The following is a 17,372-nucleotide window of genomic DNA, read 5'->3' on the forward strand; positions in this document are numbered from 1 at the left end:
TGCGCGACGTGCAACGCCGCCGCCTCAGTGGACGTCGGTCACCAGCACATCGATCCGCCCCGGACCCTGCACCTCCACCCGGAAGCCCAGCTCCCGCAGCACACCGGCCAGTTCGTCAGGACCGCCCGGCCGGGCCCCCGACTCCAGCAGGGCACGCACCATGCGCCCCTTGGTCGCCTTGTTGAAGTGGCTGACGACCTTCCTCGTCTCCGCCTGCACGACCCGCACCGTCGCCGTCCTCCCGGCCGGCGCGCCCTTCGGCTTCCACGCCGCCGCGTACGCCGCCGACCGCAGGTCCAGCACCAGGCCGCCCCCCGCGGCCTCCGCCGCCTCCGGCAGGACGTCCGCCATCGCGTCCCGCCAGAACGCGCCGAGCGCACCCGTCGCCGGCAGCTTGACGCCCATCGAGCAGCGGTAGGCCGGGATCGCGTCCTTGACGCCGACCGCGCCCCACAGCCCGGAGAAGATCAGCAGCGAGCGCGCCGCCCGCCGCTTGGCCGCCGGGCTGAGCGTCGCCAGGCCCAGCGCGTCGTACAGCACCCCGGTGTAGATCTGCCCGGCCGGGCGGGCGGGAGCGCTGTGCAGCCCGGCGTTGCGGGCCACCTCGCCGTGCAGGCCGGGGCTGAGCCCCAGCACGTCGGCGGCCTTCGCGACGGCGTCGGCGTCGCCGCCCGCGCACAGCCCCACCAGCTCGTCCAGCACCGTGCGCCGCGCGGCGGCGAGGCCCGGCAGCGACAGACTGTCCAGGTCCACGGCCTTCCCGGTGGCGGGAGCGGCCTTGCCCTCGGACGGCGGCAGCAGGACGAGCACGGTGGTTCTCCTTCACGTTCGCTTGCGTTCGTGCAGCCTACGGCCGCCGGAACTACGCTCGCCCCATGCCTCGTCGCCCCCTGCGTGTGAAGGCCGCCGACGGCGAGCCGCTGCGCACCGCGTTCAGCGCCCTGCGCACCGAACTCCACGTACCCGCCGCCTTCCCGCCCGCCGTGCTCGCCGAGGCCGAACAGGCGGCCCGCGCACCGGGCGTCGACGGCCACGAGGACGCCACCGACCTGCCGCTGTTCACCATCGACCCGCCCGGCTCGCGCGACCTGGACCAGGCGATGCACCTGGCCCGCCGCGACGGCGGCTACCGCGTGCACTACGCGATCGCCGACGTCGCCGCCTTCGTCGCCCCCGGGGGCGCGGTCGACACGGAGGCCCAACGCCGGGTCACCACGCTCTACTTCCCCGACACCCGCGTCCCGCTGCACCCCACCGTGCTGAGCGAGGACGCCGCCAGCCTGCTGCCCGGCCGGGACCGGCTCGCCGTGCTGTGGCGCATCGACCTGGACGCGGACGGCGGCGTCACCGGCGTCGACGTCCGCCGCGCCCGGGTACGCAGCCGCGCCCGGCTCGACTACGCGGGCGTCCAGCGCGACCTCGACGACGGCACCGCCGAGGAATCGCCGGCCCTGCTGCGGACCATCGGCCGGCTGCGCCAGGAACAGGAGCGGGCCCGCGGCGGCATCTCGCTGGACGTGCCCGAGCAGGAGGTCGTCGAGCAGGGCGACGGCTACGCGCTGGAGTACCGCGCGCCGTTGCCCGCCGAGTCCTGGAACGCCCAGATCTCGCTGCTGGCCGGCATGGTCGCGGCCGATCTGATGATCGCCGCGGGCACCGGCATCCTGCGCACCCTCCCGCTCGCCCCGCACGGCGAGGTCGCCCGGCTGCGGAGGATCGCCCGGGCCCTGCACATCGACTGGCCGCACATGACCTCGTACGCGGAGCTGATCCGCTCCCTGGACCCCGCCCGCACCGGGCACGCCGCCTTCCTGCACGAGGCCACCAGCCTCTTCCGCGGCGCCGACTACACCCCGTTCTGGCCCGGCCACCCGGCCTCGCCGCTGCTGCACGCCGCCGTCGCCGACGCCTACACCCACTGCACGGCGCCGCTGCGCCGGCTGGTCGACCGCTACGCCGGGGAGTTCTGCCTCGCCGCCTCCGCCGGCCGCACCCCGCCGGAGTGGGTCACCGACGCCTACCGCGACCTGCCCCACCGGATGCGCACCGGCTCCCAGCTCGCCTCCCGCATCGAGAGCGCCTCCCTCTCCGTCGTGGAGGCCGCCCTCCTGAAGGACCGGGTGGGCGAGGTCTTCGACGCCTACGTCATCGACGTCCGCGAGAACGACCCCACCGCCGGCACGGTCCACCTCTGCGAGCCCGCCGTCGTCGCCCGCGTCAGGGGCGGCAGTGCCCCGCTCGCGCTCGGCGAGCCGCTGCGCGTGCGGCTCGCCGAGGCCGACATGGAGCGCCGCACGCTGCTTTTCGCCCCCGCATGATCGCCGGGTAACATGGCGGGACGGCAGACGAGCCGAGTGGACGGCCGCGTCAGGACCCCGGTCCTGCCGAGGAACGTCCGGGCTCCACAGGGCAAGGTGGTGGGTAACGCCCACCCGGGGTGACCCGCGGGACAGTGCCACAGAAAACAGACCGCCGGGAGCCGCAAGGCCCCCGGTAAGGGTGAAACGGTGGTGTAAGAGACCACCAGTGCCCAGGGTGACCTGGGCAGCTAGGTAAACCCCACCTGGAGCAAGGTCAAGAGGAGCGCTGTCACAGGCGCTCTGCGCGGACGTTCGAGGGCTGCCCGCCCGAGTCCGCGGGTAGACCGCACGAGGCCGGCGGCAACGCCGGTCCTAGATGGATGGCCGTCGCCCGGCCGGCCGCGAGGCCGACCGGGACACAGAACCCGGCGTACGGCTCGGCTCGTCTGCCGCTTCGCGTACGCCGGGCCCGACGGCGCGGCTGTGCACGGTGGGAACAGGTCCCGGCAGCGCGGGAGCAGATCAGCAGTTCTTGTAGTCGGCGCGCGTGCTGTTGTAGCTGCAGGTGTCGGCCTTCGCGCCGCCGGCCTTGCGCAGGGTCGCGGTGTCCTTGTCGTTGTTCCAGACGTACGCGCCGCGGTTCTGGTAGCGGTCGCCCGCGGTGTTGCGGCCCGGGCCGGTGTGGACCTTGACGGTCTTGCCGGCGCCGAGGGAGTAGGTGCCGAAGGTGTACGTGTGGCGGGAGGCGTCGGTGAGCGTCCAGCCCTTCAGACTGACCGCGCGGGACGTGGAGTTGGTGATCGTGACCCACTCGGCGTTGAGGCTCGCGGCGGAGCCGCGGTCGGTGCCGGGGCTGTCGTAGTAGATCTTGGCGAGGTGGACGGAGCCGGCCGCCTCCGCGGCGGGGGCGCCGAGGGCGAGCGCGGTGGCGGTCGCGGATATCGCCGTGAGCAGGCAGGTGAGCGTGGTACGGGTGCGCATGGTGCGGGTTCCCCCCCAAGGGCATTGCGAACAAGAAGCGTTAGCGTACACAGGACGTACGCGATCAGCGCACGAATCCTTCACAAGCGACGGCGGGCGCGTGCGCGGCGCCCTCCGCCCCCCGTCGGCCACGGGTGCGGCCTGCGCCGCGCGGCGACGTCCTCGGCCCAGCCCGCCAGCACGATGGCCGCGCCGATCAGCGGCCAGGCCATGAGGAACTGGAACCAGGAGGCGTCCAGCGGCAGATGGGCCTCGAAGAACGGCACGTCCCACATGCGGTCGATCAGCGGCACGCTGAGCACGAGCGCGACCTCGTGCCACAGGTAGACCGTCACCGCACGGGCGTTGAGCAGCCCCACCGCGCCGTCCGCCACCGGGACACGGCTCAGCCGGCGCGGACGGAAGCGCAGCAGCACGAGGACAAAACCGACCGACCACAGCGCCTGTGCGAGCGGGATCTCGCCGAGGTCGAAGCCCTCGTCCGTGGGGTGCGTCAGGGCGAACCAGCCGCCCCCCGCCAGGCACAGCGCCGCCAGGCCCAGCACGGTGCGGGCCCGCAGCGCGTCCAGCCGCCCGTCCCGGTGCGCGAAGCCCAGCAGCCAGCACGCCGTGAAGGTGACCAGGTCGACGGCGGGGGTGAGCGCGGGCTCGGTCAGCGGGAGCCGGTCGTACTGGGCCAGCACGACCAGCAGCCCGCACACGGCCAGGCACGCCCTGGGCGCGGCACGAAAGGCCTTGAGCAGCCACGGGGAGAGCAGGACCAGCCACAGGTAGGTGCGGATGTACCACAGCGGGTCCGTCACCTGCTCGGCCCACGCGATGCGCGGCGGGTCCGCCAGCGGCAGCACCCACAGCAGCATCCGCGGCCAGGAGTGGATCCGCCAGCCGTGCGCCAGCATGGCGCCCACGACGACCGCCGCGAAGAGCCAGTACGGCACGAGCAGCCGCCGCGCCCTGCTGCGCAGCACCGAGCCCGCCGGGCGCTTGAGCGAGTGCGCCATCAGCGAGCCGGCGAGCGCGAACATCACGCCGATGGACGGGAAGGCGAAGGTCAGCCACGCCCAGTTGAAGGTGTGGAAGACCACCACCCGCACCAGGGCCAGTGCCCGGAGCAGGTCGAGGTACCGGTCCCGGCCCCCGCCGCCTCCCGCGGCGGGGGCCTCCTTGGCGGCGGTCGAGGCCGGGGCCCCGGCCCGCGCCGCGTCCCGCTCCGGTGCGTCGACGACGACGGTCGCGCCGTGCTCCGCGGTGACCAGGGTGCGCCGCCGCCGCCCGCCCCCGGGGCCGGGCACCGGCGGCGGTCCCGCCGGGCGGGTGCCGCGGGGGTCGTGGGCGTGCATGGGGTCCTCCGGGAAGGGGCGGTCGGGCGGACGCGGTGTCACCGTTCGCTCCCGGCGGCCACGGGCGGGGTGCCGACCTCGCCCGTACGGCGCAGCTTGTGCCAGCCGAGCCGGCCTCCGTTGATCGCGGTGATGCAGGACTGGAGCAGCACCAGGTACATCAACTGCCGGTACAGGACCTGCTGGAGCGGCAGCGGCCACAGGTCCCGCAGCCGCTCCCCGTCGAGCCGGAACGCGTACGCGGCACACGCCGCCTGCACACCCAGCACCGCGGCCCACGCGACCGCGGTGCGAAACGGATCCATGAACACCAGCCCGTACACCGCGAAGACGTCGATCAGCGGCGCCAGCAGCGGGGCGAGCACCTGGAAGAGCACCACCAGCGGCAGCCCCACCCGGCCGAACCGGCCGGAATGCCCGCGGTCCAGCACCGCGCCGCGGTGCTTCCACATCGCCTGCATGGTGCCGTAGCTCCAGCGGTACCGCTGCTTCCACAACTGCCGGACCGTGGACGGCGCCTCGGTCCAGGCGCGGGCCCGCTCCTGGTAGACGACGTGCCAGCCGGCCCGGTGCAGGGCCATGGTGACGTCGGTGTCCTCGGCGAGGGTCTCGTCGCTCATGCCGCCCACGTCGCGCAGCGCGTCGCGCCGGAAGGCCCCGCAGGCCCCGGGGATGGTCGGCATGCAGCGCATCAGGTCGTACATGCGGCGGTCGAGGTTGAAGCCCATCACGTACTCGATGTGCTGCCAGCGGCCGATCATCCGGTTGCGGTTGCCGACCTTGGCGTTGCCGGCGACCGCGCCGACCCGCGGGTCGGCGAAGGGCTGGACGAGTTCGCGGACGGTGGCCGGCTCGAAGACCGTGTCGCCGTCCATCATCACGATCAGGTCGTTCCGGGCGTGCGCGACACCGTTGTTGAGCGCGGCCGGCTTGCCGCTGTTGGGCTGCCGCACCACCGTGACGCCGGGCAGACCGAGGGCCTCCACGATGTCGGCGGTGCCGTCGCTCGACCCGTCGTCGACGACCACGATCTCGATCGGATGCTCCCCGGCGGCCAGCGAGTTGACCGTGTGGGCGATGCACTCCTTCTCGTTGTACGCGGGGACGATGACGCTGACCGGCTCGGTGACGGCCGGTCCCCAGCGGAAGCCGGGCGCACGGCGGCGCCGGGCGTGCCGGCGGGCCAGCAGCAGCATCGCGGCGAACCGCGCCAGGACGAGCACGCCCACCCCGGCCAGCAGGACGGCGAGCGCCGGCACGGCCGCCTCGGACAGCTCCACGGCGGCGACGAACATCCGCCCCTGCCACAACTCCGCCCCGGCGACCGGGTGGTTGGTGGAGCTGGCCCCGACCGCCTCGCCGACCGTCTCGAAGCGGTAGCCGCGCCCCTTGAGCAGCGGGATCAGCCGGTCGAGCGCGGCCACGGTCTGCGAGCGGTCGCCGCCCGCGTCGTGCATCAGCACGATGGCGCCCTTGCCCGGCTTCTTGGGGAGGGAGCCGTCGACGATCGCCTGGACACCGGGCCGGCGCCAGTCCTCGGCGTCCTGGTCGATGAAGGCGGTGACGTAGCCCTTGCGGCCGAGCTGCTGGACGACCGGCCAGGACAGGTCGTCCAGGGCGTCGGCGGTGGAGGAGTACGGCGGCCGGAACAGCGAGCTGTGGATGCCGGCCGCGCCCGCGAGCGCCAGCTGGGTCTGCGACAGTTCGCGGTCGATCCGCCCCGGGGACTGGTACACCAGGTCCGGGTGGGCGAAGGTGTGCACACCGATCTCGTGCCCCTCCCGCACCATCCGGCGGATCAGGTCCGGGTGGCGGGCGGCGTTGCTGCCGGTGACGAAGAAGGTGGCCTTCACCTTCTGCCGCCGCAGCACGTCGAGCACCTCCGGCGTCCAGACCGGGTCCGGTCCGTCGTCGAAGGTGAGGGCGATCGTGCGGTCCGGCGTGCGGTACGAGCGCGGGCGGTCGCCGGTGGGGTCCACCACAGGACCGCCGTCCAGCACCGCCTCGGGGACCTTGTCCGTGGCCACCGGCGGGTGCACCCGGTGGTCGGCCTCGAAGTCGCCGCGTACGTAGCCGCCGAGCAGCAGCACGCACACGAGCACGACGAGGGCGAGGACGGGAATGACGAGCCGTGGCCGCAGGGGTATCACGGGCCGCTCTGCGGTTGCTGGTCGGTACCCCCGGCGGGCGGTAACGCGGGCCCGGAGGAGGAGGGAACGGAGGGCTGCGAGGACGCCGAGGCCGACGGACCGGAGGACGAACTCGCCGTCGCGCTGGGCGTCGGCGACGCCGGGGGCGGGCCGCTCCTGGTCACGCGCGGTGTGGGCGACGTGCTGGCCTTCGGGCCGGTGCTGCCGGTGGCGTGGCCGCTGGGCGTGGTGCGCGGACTGGCGGAGGCGGTCGGCCGCGGCCGGGCGCCGCCGGACGGGGACGGAGTCGTGTTCGTCCCCGCCCGGAACAGCCCCGCCGGTGCCGGGGGAGCGGCCTGGTCGGCCGGTACGTCGACTTCTCCCGTCCCCGAGGAGCCGGCGTCGTCCGGCGCTGTGCTCGGTACCCCAGGCAGCGGCAACAGCGTCTTCGGCGCGATCGGCGTCGCGCCGGAGAGGCTGAGTACGAGGGCGGCCGTGTAGAGGGAACAGGCGGCGCCGATGGCCCAGCCTGCCCTGCGGACCACGCGGGCCCGTCGCCCGCTGGAATCGACGAAGACGGGTCCGGGCAGCGATATGACCTCGGTCGCGGGATCGTCGATCCCGGTACCGGCTTCCGGGTCGTCCACGGGTGGTGGTTCTGACCATACGTCACGGTGGTGCTTGGAGAGCATGCCGCAACGTAACGCGACGCAAGCGGTCCTATGGGACGTATTTCGCACTTGACCGATTCCATAGGCGAATTGGTCGTTCTCTGCCAGGCTCAGCCGCCTCCGGTGCGGGGCGCCTTCGTCGCCATCATGGTCGCGAACTGCGCGTTCGCCCCGGGTGGGCGGGAGAGCTGTACGGGCCGCGCTGATCACGTCCCTGCGCGATTCGGGCACGAGGCCGCCGTTCGCCTGCGGGAATCCGTCCGCCCCGTGTCCGGTCGTGTCGGAAGCGGCACCGCCTGTGTCGATCTCCCCCGCGCGGCCGGGTCCGGGCGGCCGCCCGGCGAAACGGAAGTGATCAATCCGGTCACGACAGCCCACGATGCGGGCCGCACGACCCGCCCGCCCGTCGTTGTACGGCAGCGCGTTCGGCGGGACGGTCGGGGTGCCCCGGCCCGCGAAGGGGCAGGCCTCTGCGGTCTCGGGGGGTGTCGGCGGACGCCGTCATCGCCTCCGGCCGGGCGATGTCCGTCGGGACGGCGGCGGTCTCCCCAGTGGCGGTTCCGGCCGGTGGCGTCCACGTCCGCTGACGGCTCGTTCGGCGGGACGATCGGGGTGCCCCGGCCCGCGGAGGGGCAGGCCCCTGCGGCCTCGGGGGGGGGCGGTGTCGGCGGACGCCGTCATCGCCTCCGGCCGGGTGACGTCCGTCGGGATGACGGCGGCTTCTCCCGCCGCCGTCGCGCTGGTCCTCGCGGCGTGGCCCCGCGGGCGTCCGTGGCCGCGTGGGGCGGGTGGTGCGACGATGGGCGCATGGCGCCCTACGCAGAGCCCCTGCCGCACGAGGAGATCGAGCACCGTCTGGCCGAGCTGCCCGGCTGGTCGCTGGCCGACGACGGCGTGAGCCTCCAGCGCACCTACCGGCTCCCGCATCTGCCGGGCGCGGTCTTCGTGGTGCACATCGCGCAGATCCAGGACGAGGTCAACCATCACAGCGATCTGACGCTCGGCTACAACTCGGTCGGCGTCACCGTCACCACGCACGCTGCGGGCGGGCGGCTCACGGCCAAGGACTTCGACCTTGCCCGCCGTATCGAGGACATCGCCCCGGCGCACGGTGCCGCGTAGCGGGTCCCGCGGCACCCCGTCGGCTACGTCGACCACCACGGCGATCTGACCCTCGGCTGCAACTCGGTCGGCGTCACCGTCACGACGCACGCCGCCGGCGGCCGGCCCCGGCCCGCGGCGTCCCGCACGGGGATCCGCCGCCGGCCGGGGGCGTCGAGGGGGTCCGCTCGCCGGGTCAGGCCTCGCCGGGGTAGTGGACGCCGATGCGGTCGCGGACCGTGTCGAGCGTCCGCATTACCGCGAGGCTGCCCTCCACCGGTACGAGCGGCGACTCGGTCTCGCCCGCCCGCAGGCAGCGCATGACCTCCATGGCCTCGTGCTGGAGGCCGTGCAGCCCGCGCGGGCCGCCCGCGGCGGCGGGCAGCGGGCCGAAGACCTCGGGCTCGCTGCCCTCGCGGTGCAGCACGAAGTGCTCGGGGTAGAAGAAGCCGCGCGGGAACCCGATCCGGCCCGTCGTCCCGGTGACCACCGCCGTGCGGGCCGTGTCGGCCGCCAGCGAGCAGCTCAGCACCGCCATCGCGCCGCTGTCGTAGCCCAGCACCATGCCGGTGGCGTCGTCGACGCCCTCGGGGGTGAGGTGCCCCCAGGCCTGGACCTCGTCCGGTTCGCCGAGCAGCAGATGGGCGAAGGAGACCGGGTAGACGCCGAGGTCGAGCACCGCGCCGCCGGCCTGGGCGGGGTCGCGCAGCCGGTGGCTGGGCTCGAAGGGCCCGGCCAGGCCGAAGTCCGCGTGCACCGCCCGGATCTCGCCGATCGCCCCGTCGGCCACCAGGCCGGTGAGCCGGCGGATCACCGGGCTGCAGTACATCCACATCGCCTCCATCAGGAAGCGGCCGTGCCCGCGCGCGAGTTCGGCCAGCTCGCGCGCCTCCACCGCGTTGACCGTGAGCGGCTTCTCGCACAGCACCGCCCGCCCGGCCCGCAGGCACAGTCCCGCGGCGACGCGGTGCGCCGAGTGCGGGGTGGCGATGTACACCACGTCCAGGTCCTCGTCGTCGGCGAGCGCGGTCCAGCTGCCGTACGCGCGCGGCACCTCGAAGCGGTCGGCGAAGGCGCGCGCCGCCTCCGTACTGCGCGAGCCGACGGCGACGAGCTCCGCGTCGTCCTTGAGCTCCCGCAGGTCGCTCGCGAACGCCGACGCGATGCCGCCGGTCGCGAGGATGCCCCACCGGATCCTGCGTCCGGTGCCGGCGGAAGAGGTACCGCCGGCACCGCCGACGGAACCACCGACTGAATCACTCACGGATCTGCCCCCACCTGGTCTCACCCACCTTGTGATGGCTGAGAGCATAGAGAACGATTCACCGACCACGGAGACGCAGATGCCGGAAGCCGGCCCGATCCCGCCCGACCAGATATCCACACCGCGGCCGTCAACCCCGGTACGACGCGCCGCAGACCGCCCAGGAGGCCGTACCGGACTGCTGGTGACTTTTGTCCTCGGCGGCCTCACCGCGCTCCCCGCGCTGTCCATGGACATGTATCTGCCGGCGCTGCCGCAGGTCACGGAGTCGCTGCGGAGCCCGGCCGTCACGGTGCAGCTCACGTTGACCGCGTGCCTGGCCGGACTGGCCCTCGGCCAGATGGCCGTCGGCCCGATGAGCGACCGCTGGGGCCGCCGCCGCCCGCTGCTCGCGGGCATGGTCCTGTACGTGCTGGCGACCGCCGTGTGCGCGTTCGCCCCGAGCGCCGGGCTGCTGATCGCCTTCCGGCTGCTCCAGGGCCTGACCGGCGCCGCGGGCATCGTCATCGCCCGTGCCGTCGTCCGCGACCTGTACGACGGGGTCGCCATGGCCCGCTTCTTCTCCACGCTGATGCTGATCTCCGGGGTGGCCCCGATCGTGGCGCCCCTCATCGGCGGCCAGGTGCTGCGGATCACCGACTGGCGGGGGGTCTTCGTCGTGCTCACCGTGGTCGGGGTGCTGCTGATCCTCCTGGTGTGGCGCTGCCTCCCGGAGACCCTGGACCCGGCCGACCGGCACCGCGGCGGCCTCGCCGAGACCCTGCACACGATGCGCGGGCTGCTCGCCGACCGGGCGTTCACCGGCTACATGCTCACCGCCGGCTTCACCTTCGCCGCGCTCTTCGCCTACGTCGCCGCCTCCTCGTTCGTGGTGCAGGAGATCTACGGGGCCTCCGCGCAGACCTACAGCCTGCTCTTCGGCGTCAACTCCGTCGGCCTGGTCGCGCTGGGCCAGGTCAACGGCAAGCTGCTGGTGGGACGGGTCAGCATGGACAAGGTGGTCGCCGCGGGCCTGGTGGTGATCACGGTGGCCGCGCTCGCGCTGCTGGCGATGACCTCCGGCGTGTTCGGCAGGGCCGGGCTGCTGCCGGTGGCCGCGGGCCTGTTCGTCCTGATGTCGGCGATGAGCCTGGTGCTGCCCAACACCAACGCCCTGGCGCTGATGCGCACCCGGCACGCGGCCGGTTCGGCCTCGGCGCTGCTGGGCACGACCTCCTTCCTCGTGGGCGCCGTGGCCTCGCCGCTCGTGGGTGTCGCGGGCGAGGACTCGGCCGTGCCGATGGCGCTGGTGCAGCTGGGCAGCGTGCTGGCCGCGGCGGCCTGCTTCGCCGGGCTGTGCCGCCCCTGGCGGCGTACTGTGGATGCACGGTGATCCCTGCGATCATTGCCGTGCCGAGTCAGGAGGCAGTGATGACCGAGCCGATCGACGAGAGCAAGTGGGCCTGGAAGACCGCGGACAGTTGCCTGCACACCGGGTCCGAACACATGATCGATCCGGAGGACCTGGTCATGGCCTCCGGCCGCGAGCCGACGCCCGCCCGGCTCGAACAGGCCCGGAAGTTGCTGGAGGAGCATGGCCCCGCGGTTGTCGAGAGGTACCTGCCCTGACGCGGAGCTGCGCGCGGACGAGCTGAACCGGATCGTCGGGGAGATCACCCCCTTCCTGGAACCCTCGCCCGCCTCGGTCCACCCCTGGTGCGCGGGGGCCGTCGTGCTCGCCGGGCGCGGCGGCACCGTCGCCCTCCACGAGGCCGTGGGCTGGGCGGTGCGCTACCGCGGGTACGACGAGGGGTCGGGCGGCGGCGTCGAGTTGCCCCGGGAGCAGTGGGTGCCGATGCGGCCCGACACGGTCTTCGACCTGGCGTCGCTGACGAAGCTGTTCACCTCGGTGGTGGCCGTGCGCCGGCTGGAGCCGGACCGCGAGGTGGCGTTCTACGTGCCCGAGTTCGCCGCCGCGGGCAAGCAGCGCATCACCGTGCGGCAGCTTCTCGACCACACCTCCGGGCTCCGTCCCGAACTGCCCTTCTACGACCGGGCCGACGCCGAGGCCCGGGCCCGCCTGCTGTGGGAGGAGGAGCCGGTCGCGGCGCCGGGCGCCGGGCGCGTCTACTCCGACCTCAACCTCATCGCCGTCCAGCACGCCCTGGAGCGCGAGACCGGCGAGTCCGTCGACGCCCTGGTGCGCGAGGAGATCACCGGCCCCCTCGGCATGCACGACACCCGCTACAACCCGCCCGCCTCCTGGCTCCCCCGGATCGCCGCCACCGAGGACCAGCGCCGTCCCTGGGGCCGGCTGGACCGCGGCATGCTGCGCGGCTCCGTGCACGACGAGAACGCGTACGCCATGGGCGGTGTCGCCGGGCACGCGGGCCTGTTCTCCACCGCCTGGGACCTCGCACTGCTCTGCCGCTCCCTCCTCGACGCCGGGGGGTCGTACCCGGGCTTCGAGACGGACGCTGCCTGGTTCATGGGGGCCCTCGCCGGGCGCGGCGCGGCCGGGCACACCGGTTTCACCGGGACCAGCCTGGTGATCGACCCGGCGACCGACTCGTTCCTCGTCCTGCTCGCCAACTCGGTGCACCCGTGCCGCCTTTGGCGCGACGGGAGTGCGCCCCGGGCGGCCGTGGGGACCCGGTTCGCCCGGGCGCTCGGGGTCGCCTGAGTCCGGCCGTGCGTGGCGCCGCCGACCTCGCGAAAGTGGAATATCGTCATTAAGGGGACGGTTCGATTGTTCGGGGGGTGAGGTCCGCGGCCGGAAGGGGACAGCATGCGGAACCCCGCCGGAGTCGCCACCGACGCCGACGGCACCGGGGCCGTGGGCCAGCGCCCGGGACCGGAGCTGCTCGACCCCCCGCTGCTCCAGGTGACCCGCGAGACCGGCGCGTCCATCGGCCTGGTCTACCTGCTGGCCCCCGACGGCGAGACGCTGTGCCTGGCGACGCTGGTCGGCGGTCCGCAGTCGTTCGCCGGGCTGTGGGCGCGCATCGGGCTGGCCCACCGCACCCCCGTCTCCGACGCGGTGCGCGACGAGCGGCTGGTCTGGCTCGGCGGCCCCCAGGAGACCGCACGGCTGTACCCCCGGATCGCCCTGGTGCTCCCGTACGAGTTCGCGCTCGCCGCCGCCCCGATCACCTCCGGCGGCAGGACCTGGGGCGGGCTCGTGCTCTTCCTGCCCGGCTCCCACCCCCCGCAGATGTCGCTGCGGGAGCGCAGCACCGTCCGGGCCGCCTGCCACCACCTCGGCGTCCTGCTGCGGGAGGCCGCCGACGAGGGGGCCCCGCCGCCCTGGGGGCACGAGGCGAGGATGTTGTCGCCCCACCGGACCCGCGTCCACGGGCCCGGTGAGGCGCTGGCGGCGGCCGGCCTCGTGGAGCGGCTCCCGGAGGCTTCCTTCGCGCTGGACCTGGAGGGACGCTTCACCTTCGTCACCCGGGCCGCCGCCCGCCTGCTGGGCGCGGAGATCCCCGCGCTGCTCGGGCACCGGCCCTGGAACGTCCTGCCCTGGCTCGGTGACCCGCTCTTCGAGGACAGCTGCCGCGGCGCGCTGATCAGTCTGCGGCCCGCCGCCCTCACCACCCTGCGGCCGCCCGACGCCTGGCTCTCCTTCGAGCTCTACCCGGACCCCTCCGGCATCAGCGCCCGCGTGGCGGCGGCCCCCGCCCCCGTGGACGCCGAGACCCCCGCCGCGCGCCTGCCCGAGACCGGGGCGCAGGACCGGGCGGTGGCGCTGTACCACCTCCTGCACCTGGCCGCGACGCTCACCGAGGCCGTCGGCGAGCAGGACGTCATCGACCAGGTCATGGAACAGATGCTGGCCGTCTTCGGCGTGCAGGGCGTCTCCCTGCTGACCGCGGAGGGCGACCGGCTGCGGATCATCGGCTACCGCGGGTACACCGAGGAACTGATGGCCGAACTCGACATGGCCCCGCTGAGCATGGGCAACCCCGCCGTACGGGTCATGCGGACCGGCGTCCCCGGCTTCTTCGCCACCGTCGCCGAACTGCGCCGGTTCTACCCCGCCGCCGAGGTCCGCGACACGAAGGCGGCCTGGGCCTTCCTGCCGCTGATCGCCTCCGGCCGCCCCGTCGGCACGATGGTGCTCGCCTACGACCGGCCGCACCCCTTCCCGCCGGGGGAGCGCAGCGTCCTCACCTCCATCGCCGGCCTGATCGCGCAGGCGCTGGACCGCGCCCGGCTCTACGACGCCGAGCACGACCTCGCCATCACCCTCCAGGCCCGCCTGCTGCCCCGGGCGCTGCCCGAGATCGCCGGCCTGGACGTGGCCGCCCGCTACCTCCCGGCCACCCAGGGCATCGACATCGGCGGCGACTTCTACGACGTCATCAGCCTCGGCGCGCAGATGACCGCCCTGACCATCGGCGACGTCCAGGGCCACAACGTCAATGCCGCCGCCCTCATGGGAGAGGTCCGCACCGCCGTCCGCGCCACCGCGGGCGCGTCCCCCAGCGAGGTCCTGGCCCGATCCAACCGCCTCCTGGTCGACCTCGACCCCGGCCTGCTCACCAGCTGCTTCTACGCCCACCTCGACCTGGCCAGGAACCGCGCCCACCTCGCCACCGCCGGCCACCCCCCGGTGCTGCTGCGGCACCCCGGCGGCGGCACGGAGCTGCTGCGGGTGCCGCCGGGGCCGCTGCTCGGCGTCGACCGCGCCGCGCGCTACCCGACGATCGAGATCCCGCTGCCGCCGGGCACCCTGCTCGTCCTCTACACCGACGGCCTGGTCGAGGCCCGCGGCGTCGACCTCGACGAGGCCACCGCCGCCCTCGCCGAGCACGTCGACCGCGCGGGCGACCTCTCGCTGGACGAACTCGCCGACACCCTCGTCGAACAGGCCCGCCGCGCGGCCCCCCGCAGCGACGACATCGCCGTGCTGCTCACCCGCGTGACATGACATCCGGTCCCTGATCCGACCGGACCCTGCCATGATGTGAAGCGCACGAATGAGGCATGGCGCGGGGGGATACGTGACGCTAACGATGGCCGGTGCGCTGCGCGAGCTGCGCACCGCGCAGAAGTCCGCCAAGGGCGTGTCGCTGTACTCGCGGTACGTGAACCGGCCGGCCGGGCGGGTGCTCGCCGCGGGCGCCTACCGGGTGCGGCTGACACCCAATCAGGTCACGTTGGTGAGCGCCGCGTTCAGCCTGGGCGCGGTCGCCGCGCTCGCCCTGGCCGGGCCGTCCTGGCCGCTGGCCGTCGCCGTCTGGCTGGGCCTGGTCGTCGGCTTCGCCTTCGACTCCGCGGACGGCCAACTGGCCCGCCTGCTGGGCCGCGGCAGCCCGGCGGGGGAGTGGCTGGACCACGTCGTGGACGCCGCGAAGATCACCGCGGTCCACTCCGCCGTGCTCATCTCCTTCCACCGCTTCTTCGACCTGCCCTCCGACGGCTGGCTGCTGGTGCCGCTGGGGTTCCAGCTCGCCGCCGTCCTGCTCTTCTGCGGGGGCCTGCTCGCGGACAAGCTCAAGCCCAAGGCCGCGCCCGCGGCCGGTGCGCAGGCCGCCCCCGCGCCGTCCCGGCTGCGCGCGGTCGCCCTGCTGCCCGTCGACTACGGCGTCTTCTGCCTGCTCTTCCTCACCCTGGGCGCGCCGCGGGTCTTCCTGGCCGCCTACACCGCCCTGTTCGCGGTGTACGCGCTCTACCTGGCCGCCTTCCTGGTCAAGTGGTTCCGCGAACTGCGCTGAGCCGCGCCCGGCGGGAAATGGCCGACGCCCCCGGCCCGCGCTCGGCTACCATCGCGGCATGATCGCGACCGCATCCGCTCGCCGCATGATGCCCCGCTGCCGGGGCTGCTGAGTCGGACGCGTCGCGTTGTCCGAGGCCCTGGACCGGGGCCTCGGCTGTTGTGCGCGTCGGAGCCCCGCCCCCTTCGCAGGAGGTTCCGATGACCACGCACCCCCCGGGTCCCGCACCCGCCCCCTTCTACGTCACCACGACGATCCCGTACGTCAACTCCCGCCCCCACCTGGGCTTCGCGCTGGAACTCGTGCAGGCCGACGTGCTGGCCCGGCACCACCGCCGCGCCGGCGAGCCCGTGCGTTTCCTGAGCGGCACCGACGACAACTCCTTGAAGAACGTGCTCGCCGCCGAGGCCGCGGGCGTCCCCGTGCAGGAGTTCGTCGACCGCAACGCCGCCGCCTTCGCCGCGCTCGACGGGCCGCTCGCGCTGTCGCTCGACGACTTCATCCGCACCAGCCGCGACCCCCGGCACCGCGCGGGCGTGGAGCGGCTGTGGCACCGGTGCGCGGCGGTCGGCGACCTGTACCGGACCCACTACGAGGGCCTGTACTGCGTCGGCTGCGAGCAGTTCTGGACCCCGGGCGAACTCGTCGACGGACGCTGCGCCGAGCACGGCACCGAACCGCAGCTTGTCGCGGAGGAGAACTGGTTCTTCCGGCTGTCGCGCTGGACCGGCGTGCTGCGCGAGCTGATCGAGGACGGCCGGCTGCGCATCGAGCCCGCCGCCCGCCGCAACGAGGTGCTGGCCCTCCTCGCCCGCGGGCTGCGGGACTTCTCCGTCTCCCGCTCGCAGCACCGCGCCCGCGGCTGGGGCATCCCCGTGCCCGGGGACCCCGGCCAGGTCGTCTACGTCTGGTGGGACGCGCTCGGCAACTACGTCACCAGCCTGGGCTACGGCGGCCAGGGATCGCCGGAGTACGAGCGGTGGTGGGCGGGCGAAGGGCGCCGCGTCCACCTGGTGGGCAAGGGCGTGCTGCGCTTCCACGCCGTCTACTGGCCGGCGATGCTGCTGTCGGCCGGGCTGCCGCTGCCCACGGACATCCTGGTCCACGACTACCTCACCGTCGACGGCCGGAAGATCAGCAAGTCCGCGGGCACCACCGTCGACCCCGTCGAACTGGCCGCCGCCTGCGGCACCGACGCCGTGCGCTGGTGGCTGCTGCGCGAGGTCCCCAGGACCGGCGACGCGGACTTCACCCGCGAACGGCTCGTCGCCCGCGCCGACGCGGACCTCGCGGGCGGCTTCGGCAACCTGGTCAACCGGGTCGTCACCATGGTCCACCGCTTCCGCGGCGGCACGCAGCCCGCGGGCGCGGGCGGGGTCCCGGAACCGGGGACGGAAGGCCTGCGCGCCGCCTGCCGCGACGCCGCGGCGGACGTCGCGCGGGCACTGGACGAGGTCGACTTCCGCGGCGCGGCCGCCGCCGTGTGGCGGATCGTCGACGAGGCCAACCGCTGCATCGACGAGACCCGGCCCTGGGAACTCGCCCGCGCCGAACGCCGCGACCGCAACGCCCCCGCGGGGGAGCGCCTGGACGCGGTCCTGGCCGCGCTCCTCGACGCCTGCCGCACCCTCGGCGAGGAACTCGCCCCCTTCCTCCCGAACGCCGCCTCCCGCATCGCCGCCCAGTGCGCCGCCGCCCCCGACGGCACCCTCCCGCCCCCCACCCCGCTCTTCCCCCGCCTCGCCCCGGTGCCGTGACGCCGCGGGCCTCCGGCCCGGTGACCGCTTCCGGCCGTTGTCGTCTCCTGCCCGACGCGAACGTGGCGGCGGCGCGGGACTGTTGTCGCTCCGGGAGGCGACCTGAGTGGCAAGGGTGCGGGAAACGTCA

General features: G+C 74.2%; 13 protein-coding genes, 1 other RNA gene and 1 pseudogene. 10 read left to right on the plus strand and 5 right to left on the minus strand.

All coding sequences use genetic code 11. From position 1 onward, the window contains the following. Nucleotides 1-24: 24 nt before the first annotated feature. Nucleotides 25-810 (minus strand): peroxide stress protein YaaA, encoded by a 786-nt coding sequence (gene yaaA, locus ABZ883_RS34905; RefSeq protein WP_360913487.1) that lies wholly within the window; start codon nucleotides 808-810, stop codon nucleotides 25-27. 65 nt (nucleotides 811-875) lie between these two features. Between yaaA and ABZ883_RS34910 the strand changes: the two genes are divergently transcribed. Both ABZ883_RS34910 and rnpB read left to right on the plus strand, forming a co-directional pair. Further along, nucleotides 876-2,318 (plus strand): RNB domain-containing ribonuclease, encoded by a 1,443-nt coding sequence (locus ABZ883_RS34910; RefSeq protein WP_360913489.1) that lies wholly within the window; start codon nucleotides 876-878, stop codon nucleotides 2,316-2,318. 28 nt (nucleotides 2,319-2,346) lie between these two features. After that, nucleotides 2,347-2,749, plus strand: an RNA gene (rnpB, locus tag ABZ883_RS34915) — RNase P RNA component class A. Between the two features lie 73 nt (nucleotides 2,750-2,822). Here the strand turns inward: rnpB and ABZ883_RS34920 are convergent. The 3 genes from ABZ883_RS34920 to ABZ883_RS34930 form a co-directional block, all read right to left on the minus strand. Continuing rightward, nucleotides 2,823-3,281, minus strand: coding sequence for a lamin tail domain-containing protein (locus tag ABZ883_RS34920; protein ID WP_360913491.1), 459 nt, complete (start codon nucleotides 3,279-3,281; stop codon nucleotides 2,823-2,825). Between the two features lie 80 nt (nucleotides 3,282-3,361). Continuing rightward, nucleotides 3,362-4,663: an acyltransferase gene (locus ABZ883_RS34925; protein WP_360913493.1), complete on the minus strand. Its 1,302-nt coding sequence runs from the start codon at nucleotides 4,661-4,663 to the stop codon at nucleotides 3,362-3,364. After that, nucleotides 4,660-6,771 carry a bifunctional polysaccharide deacetylase/glycosyltransferase family 2 protein gene (locus tag ABZ883_RS34930; RefSeq protein ID WP_360913495.1) on the minus strand — a complete coding sequence of 704 codons (2,112 nt, stop codon included), beginning with the start codon at nucleotides 6,769-6,771 and terminating at the stop codon, nucleotides 4,660-4,662. The genes ABZ883_RS34925 and ABZ883_RS34930 overlap by 4 nt, the downstream gene beginning before the upstream one ends. On the opposite strand from ABZ883_RS34930, the gene ABZ883_RS34935 reads away from it, so the two are divergent. Further along, complete coding sequence (locus ABZ883_RS34935) at nucleotides 6,664-7,251, plus strand: hypothetical protein (RefSeq protein ID WP_360913497.1); 588 nt, start codon at nucleotides 6,664-6,666, stop codon at nucleotides 7,249-7,251. The genes ABZ883_RS34930 and ABZ883_RS34935 overlap by 108 nt on opposite strands. A 977-nt stretch (nucleotides 7,252-8,228) precedes the next feature. Then, nucleotides 8,229-8,543 (plus strand): 4a-hydroxytetrahydrobiopterin dehydratase, encoded by a 315-nt coding sequence (locus ABZ883_RS34940; protein ID WP_360913499.1) that lies wholly within the window; start codon nucleotides 8,229-8,231, stop codon nucleotides 8,541-8,543. 175 nt (nucleotides 8,544-8,718) lie between these two features. On the opposite strand, the gene ABZ883_RS34945 is transcribed toward ABZ883_RS34940, so the two are convergent. Further along, complete coding sequence (locus ABZ883_RS34945) at nucleotides 8,719-9,717, minus strand: Gfo/Idh/MocA family oxidoreductase (RefSeq protein ID WP_360913610.1); 999 nt, start codon at nucleotides 9,715-9,717, stop codon at nucleotides 8,719-8,721. Between ABZ883_RS34945 and ABZ883_RS34950 the strand changes: the two genes are divergently transcribed. From ABZ883_RS34950 to metG, 6 genes and pseudogenes are all read left to right on the plus strand, one after another. Next, on the plus strand, nucleotides 9,704-11,158 hold the full coding sequence (locus tag ABZ883_RS34950) for a multidrug effflux MFS transporter (RefSeq protein ID WP_360913501.1): 1,455 nt from the start codon (nucleotides 9,704-9,706) through the stop codon (nucleotides 11,156-11,158). The genes ABZ883_RS34945 and ABZ883_RS34950 overlap by 14 nt on opposite strands. A gap of 38 nt (nucleotides 11,159-11,196) precedes the next feature. Next, on the plus strand, nucleotides 11,197-11,394 hold the full coding sequence (locus ABZ883_RS34955) for a hypothetical protein (RefSeq protein WP_360913503.1): 198 nt from the start codon (nucleotides 11,197-11,199) through the stop codon (nucleotides 11,392-11,394). Then, nucleotides 11,360-12,464 (plus strand): annotated as a pseudogene (locus ABZ883_RS34960) (serine hydrolase domain-containing protein); the annotation flags it as partial. The gene ABZ883_RS34955 and the pseudogene ABZ883_RS34960, both read left to right, overlap by 35 nt. 89 nt (nucleotides 12,465-12,553) lie before the next feature. Then, nucleotides 12,554-14,698 carry a SpoIIE family protein phosphatase gene (locus tag ABZ883_RS34965; protein WP_360913505.1) on the plus strand — a complete coding sequence of 715 codons (2,145 nt, stop codon included), beginning with the start codon at nucleotides 12,554-12,556 and terminating at the stop codon, nucleotides 14,696-14,698. A gap of 85 nt (nucleotides 14,699-14,783) precedes the next feature. Then, nucleotides 14,784-15,485 (plus strand): CDP-alcohol phosphatidyltransferase family protein, encoded by a 702-nt coding sequence (locus tag ABZ883_RS34970; protein ID WP_360913612.1) that lies wholly within the window; start codon nucleotides 14,784-14,786, stop codon nucleotides 15,483-15,485. Between the two features lie 200 nt (nucleotides 15,486-15,685). Then, nucleotides 15,686-17,242, plus strand: a complete 1,557-nt coding sequence (gene metG / locus ABZ883_RS34975; protein WP_360913507.1) for a methionine--tRNA ligase — start codon at nucleotides 15,686-15,688, stop codon at nucleotides 17,240-17,242. Nucleotides 17,243-17,372: the final 130 nt, after the last annotated feature.

Origin of the sequence: Streptomyces sp. NPDC046977, assembly GCF_040644455.1 — a bacterium.
Taxonomy (GTDB): Bacteria; Actinomycetota; Actinomycetes; order Streptomycetales; family Streptomycetaceae; genus Actinacidiphila.

Coding starts and splice junctions, on each gene's coding strand:
- ABZ883_RS34940 (WP_360913499.1), top strand. CDS start 8,229: ATGGCGCCCTACGCAGAGCCCCTGCCGCACGAGGAGATCGAGCACCGT.
- ABZ883_RS34970 (WP_360913612.1), top strand. CDS start 14,784: ATGGCCGGTGCGCTGCGCGAGCTGCGCACCGCGCAGAAGTCCGCCAAG.
- metG (WP_360913507.1), top strand. CDS start 15,686: ATGACCACGCACCCCCCGGGTCCCGCACCCGCCCCCTTCTACGTCACC.
- ABZ883_RS34950 (WP_360913501.1), top strand. CDS start 9,704: ATGCCCCACCGGATCCTGCGTCCGGTGCCGGCGGAAGAGGTACCGCCG.
- ABZ883_RS34955 (WP_360913503.1), top strand. CDS start 11,197: ATGACCGAGCCGATCGACGAGAGCAAGTGGGCCTGGAAGACCGCGGAC.
- ABZ883_RS34965 (WP_360913505.1), top strand. CDS start 12,554: ATGCGGAACCCCGCCGGAGTCGCCACCGACGCCGACGGCACCGGGGCC.
- ABZ883_RS34910 (WP_360913489.1), top strand. CDS start 876: ATGCCTCGTCGCCCCCTGCGTGTGAAGGCCGCCGACGGCGAGCCGCTG.
- ABZ883_RS34920 (WP_360913491.1), bottom strand. CDS start 3,281: ATGCGCACCCGTACCACGCTCACCTGCCTGCTCACGGCGATATCCGCG.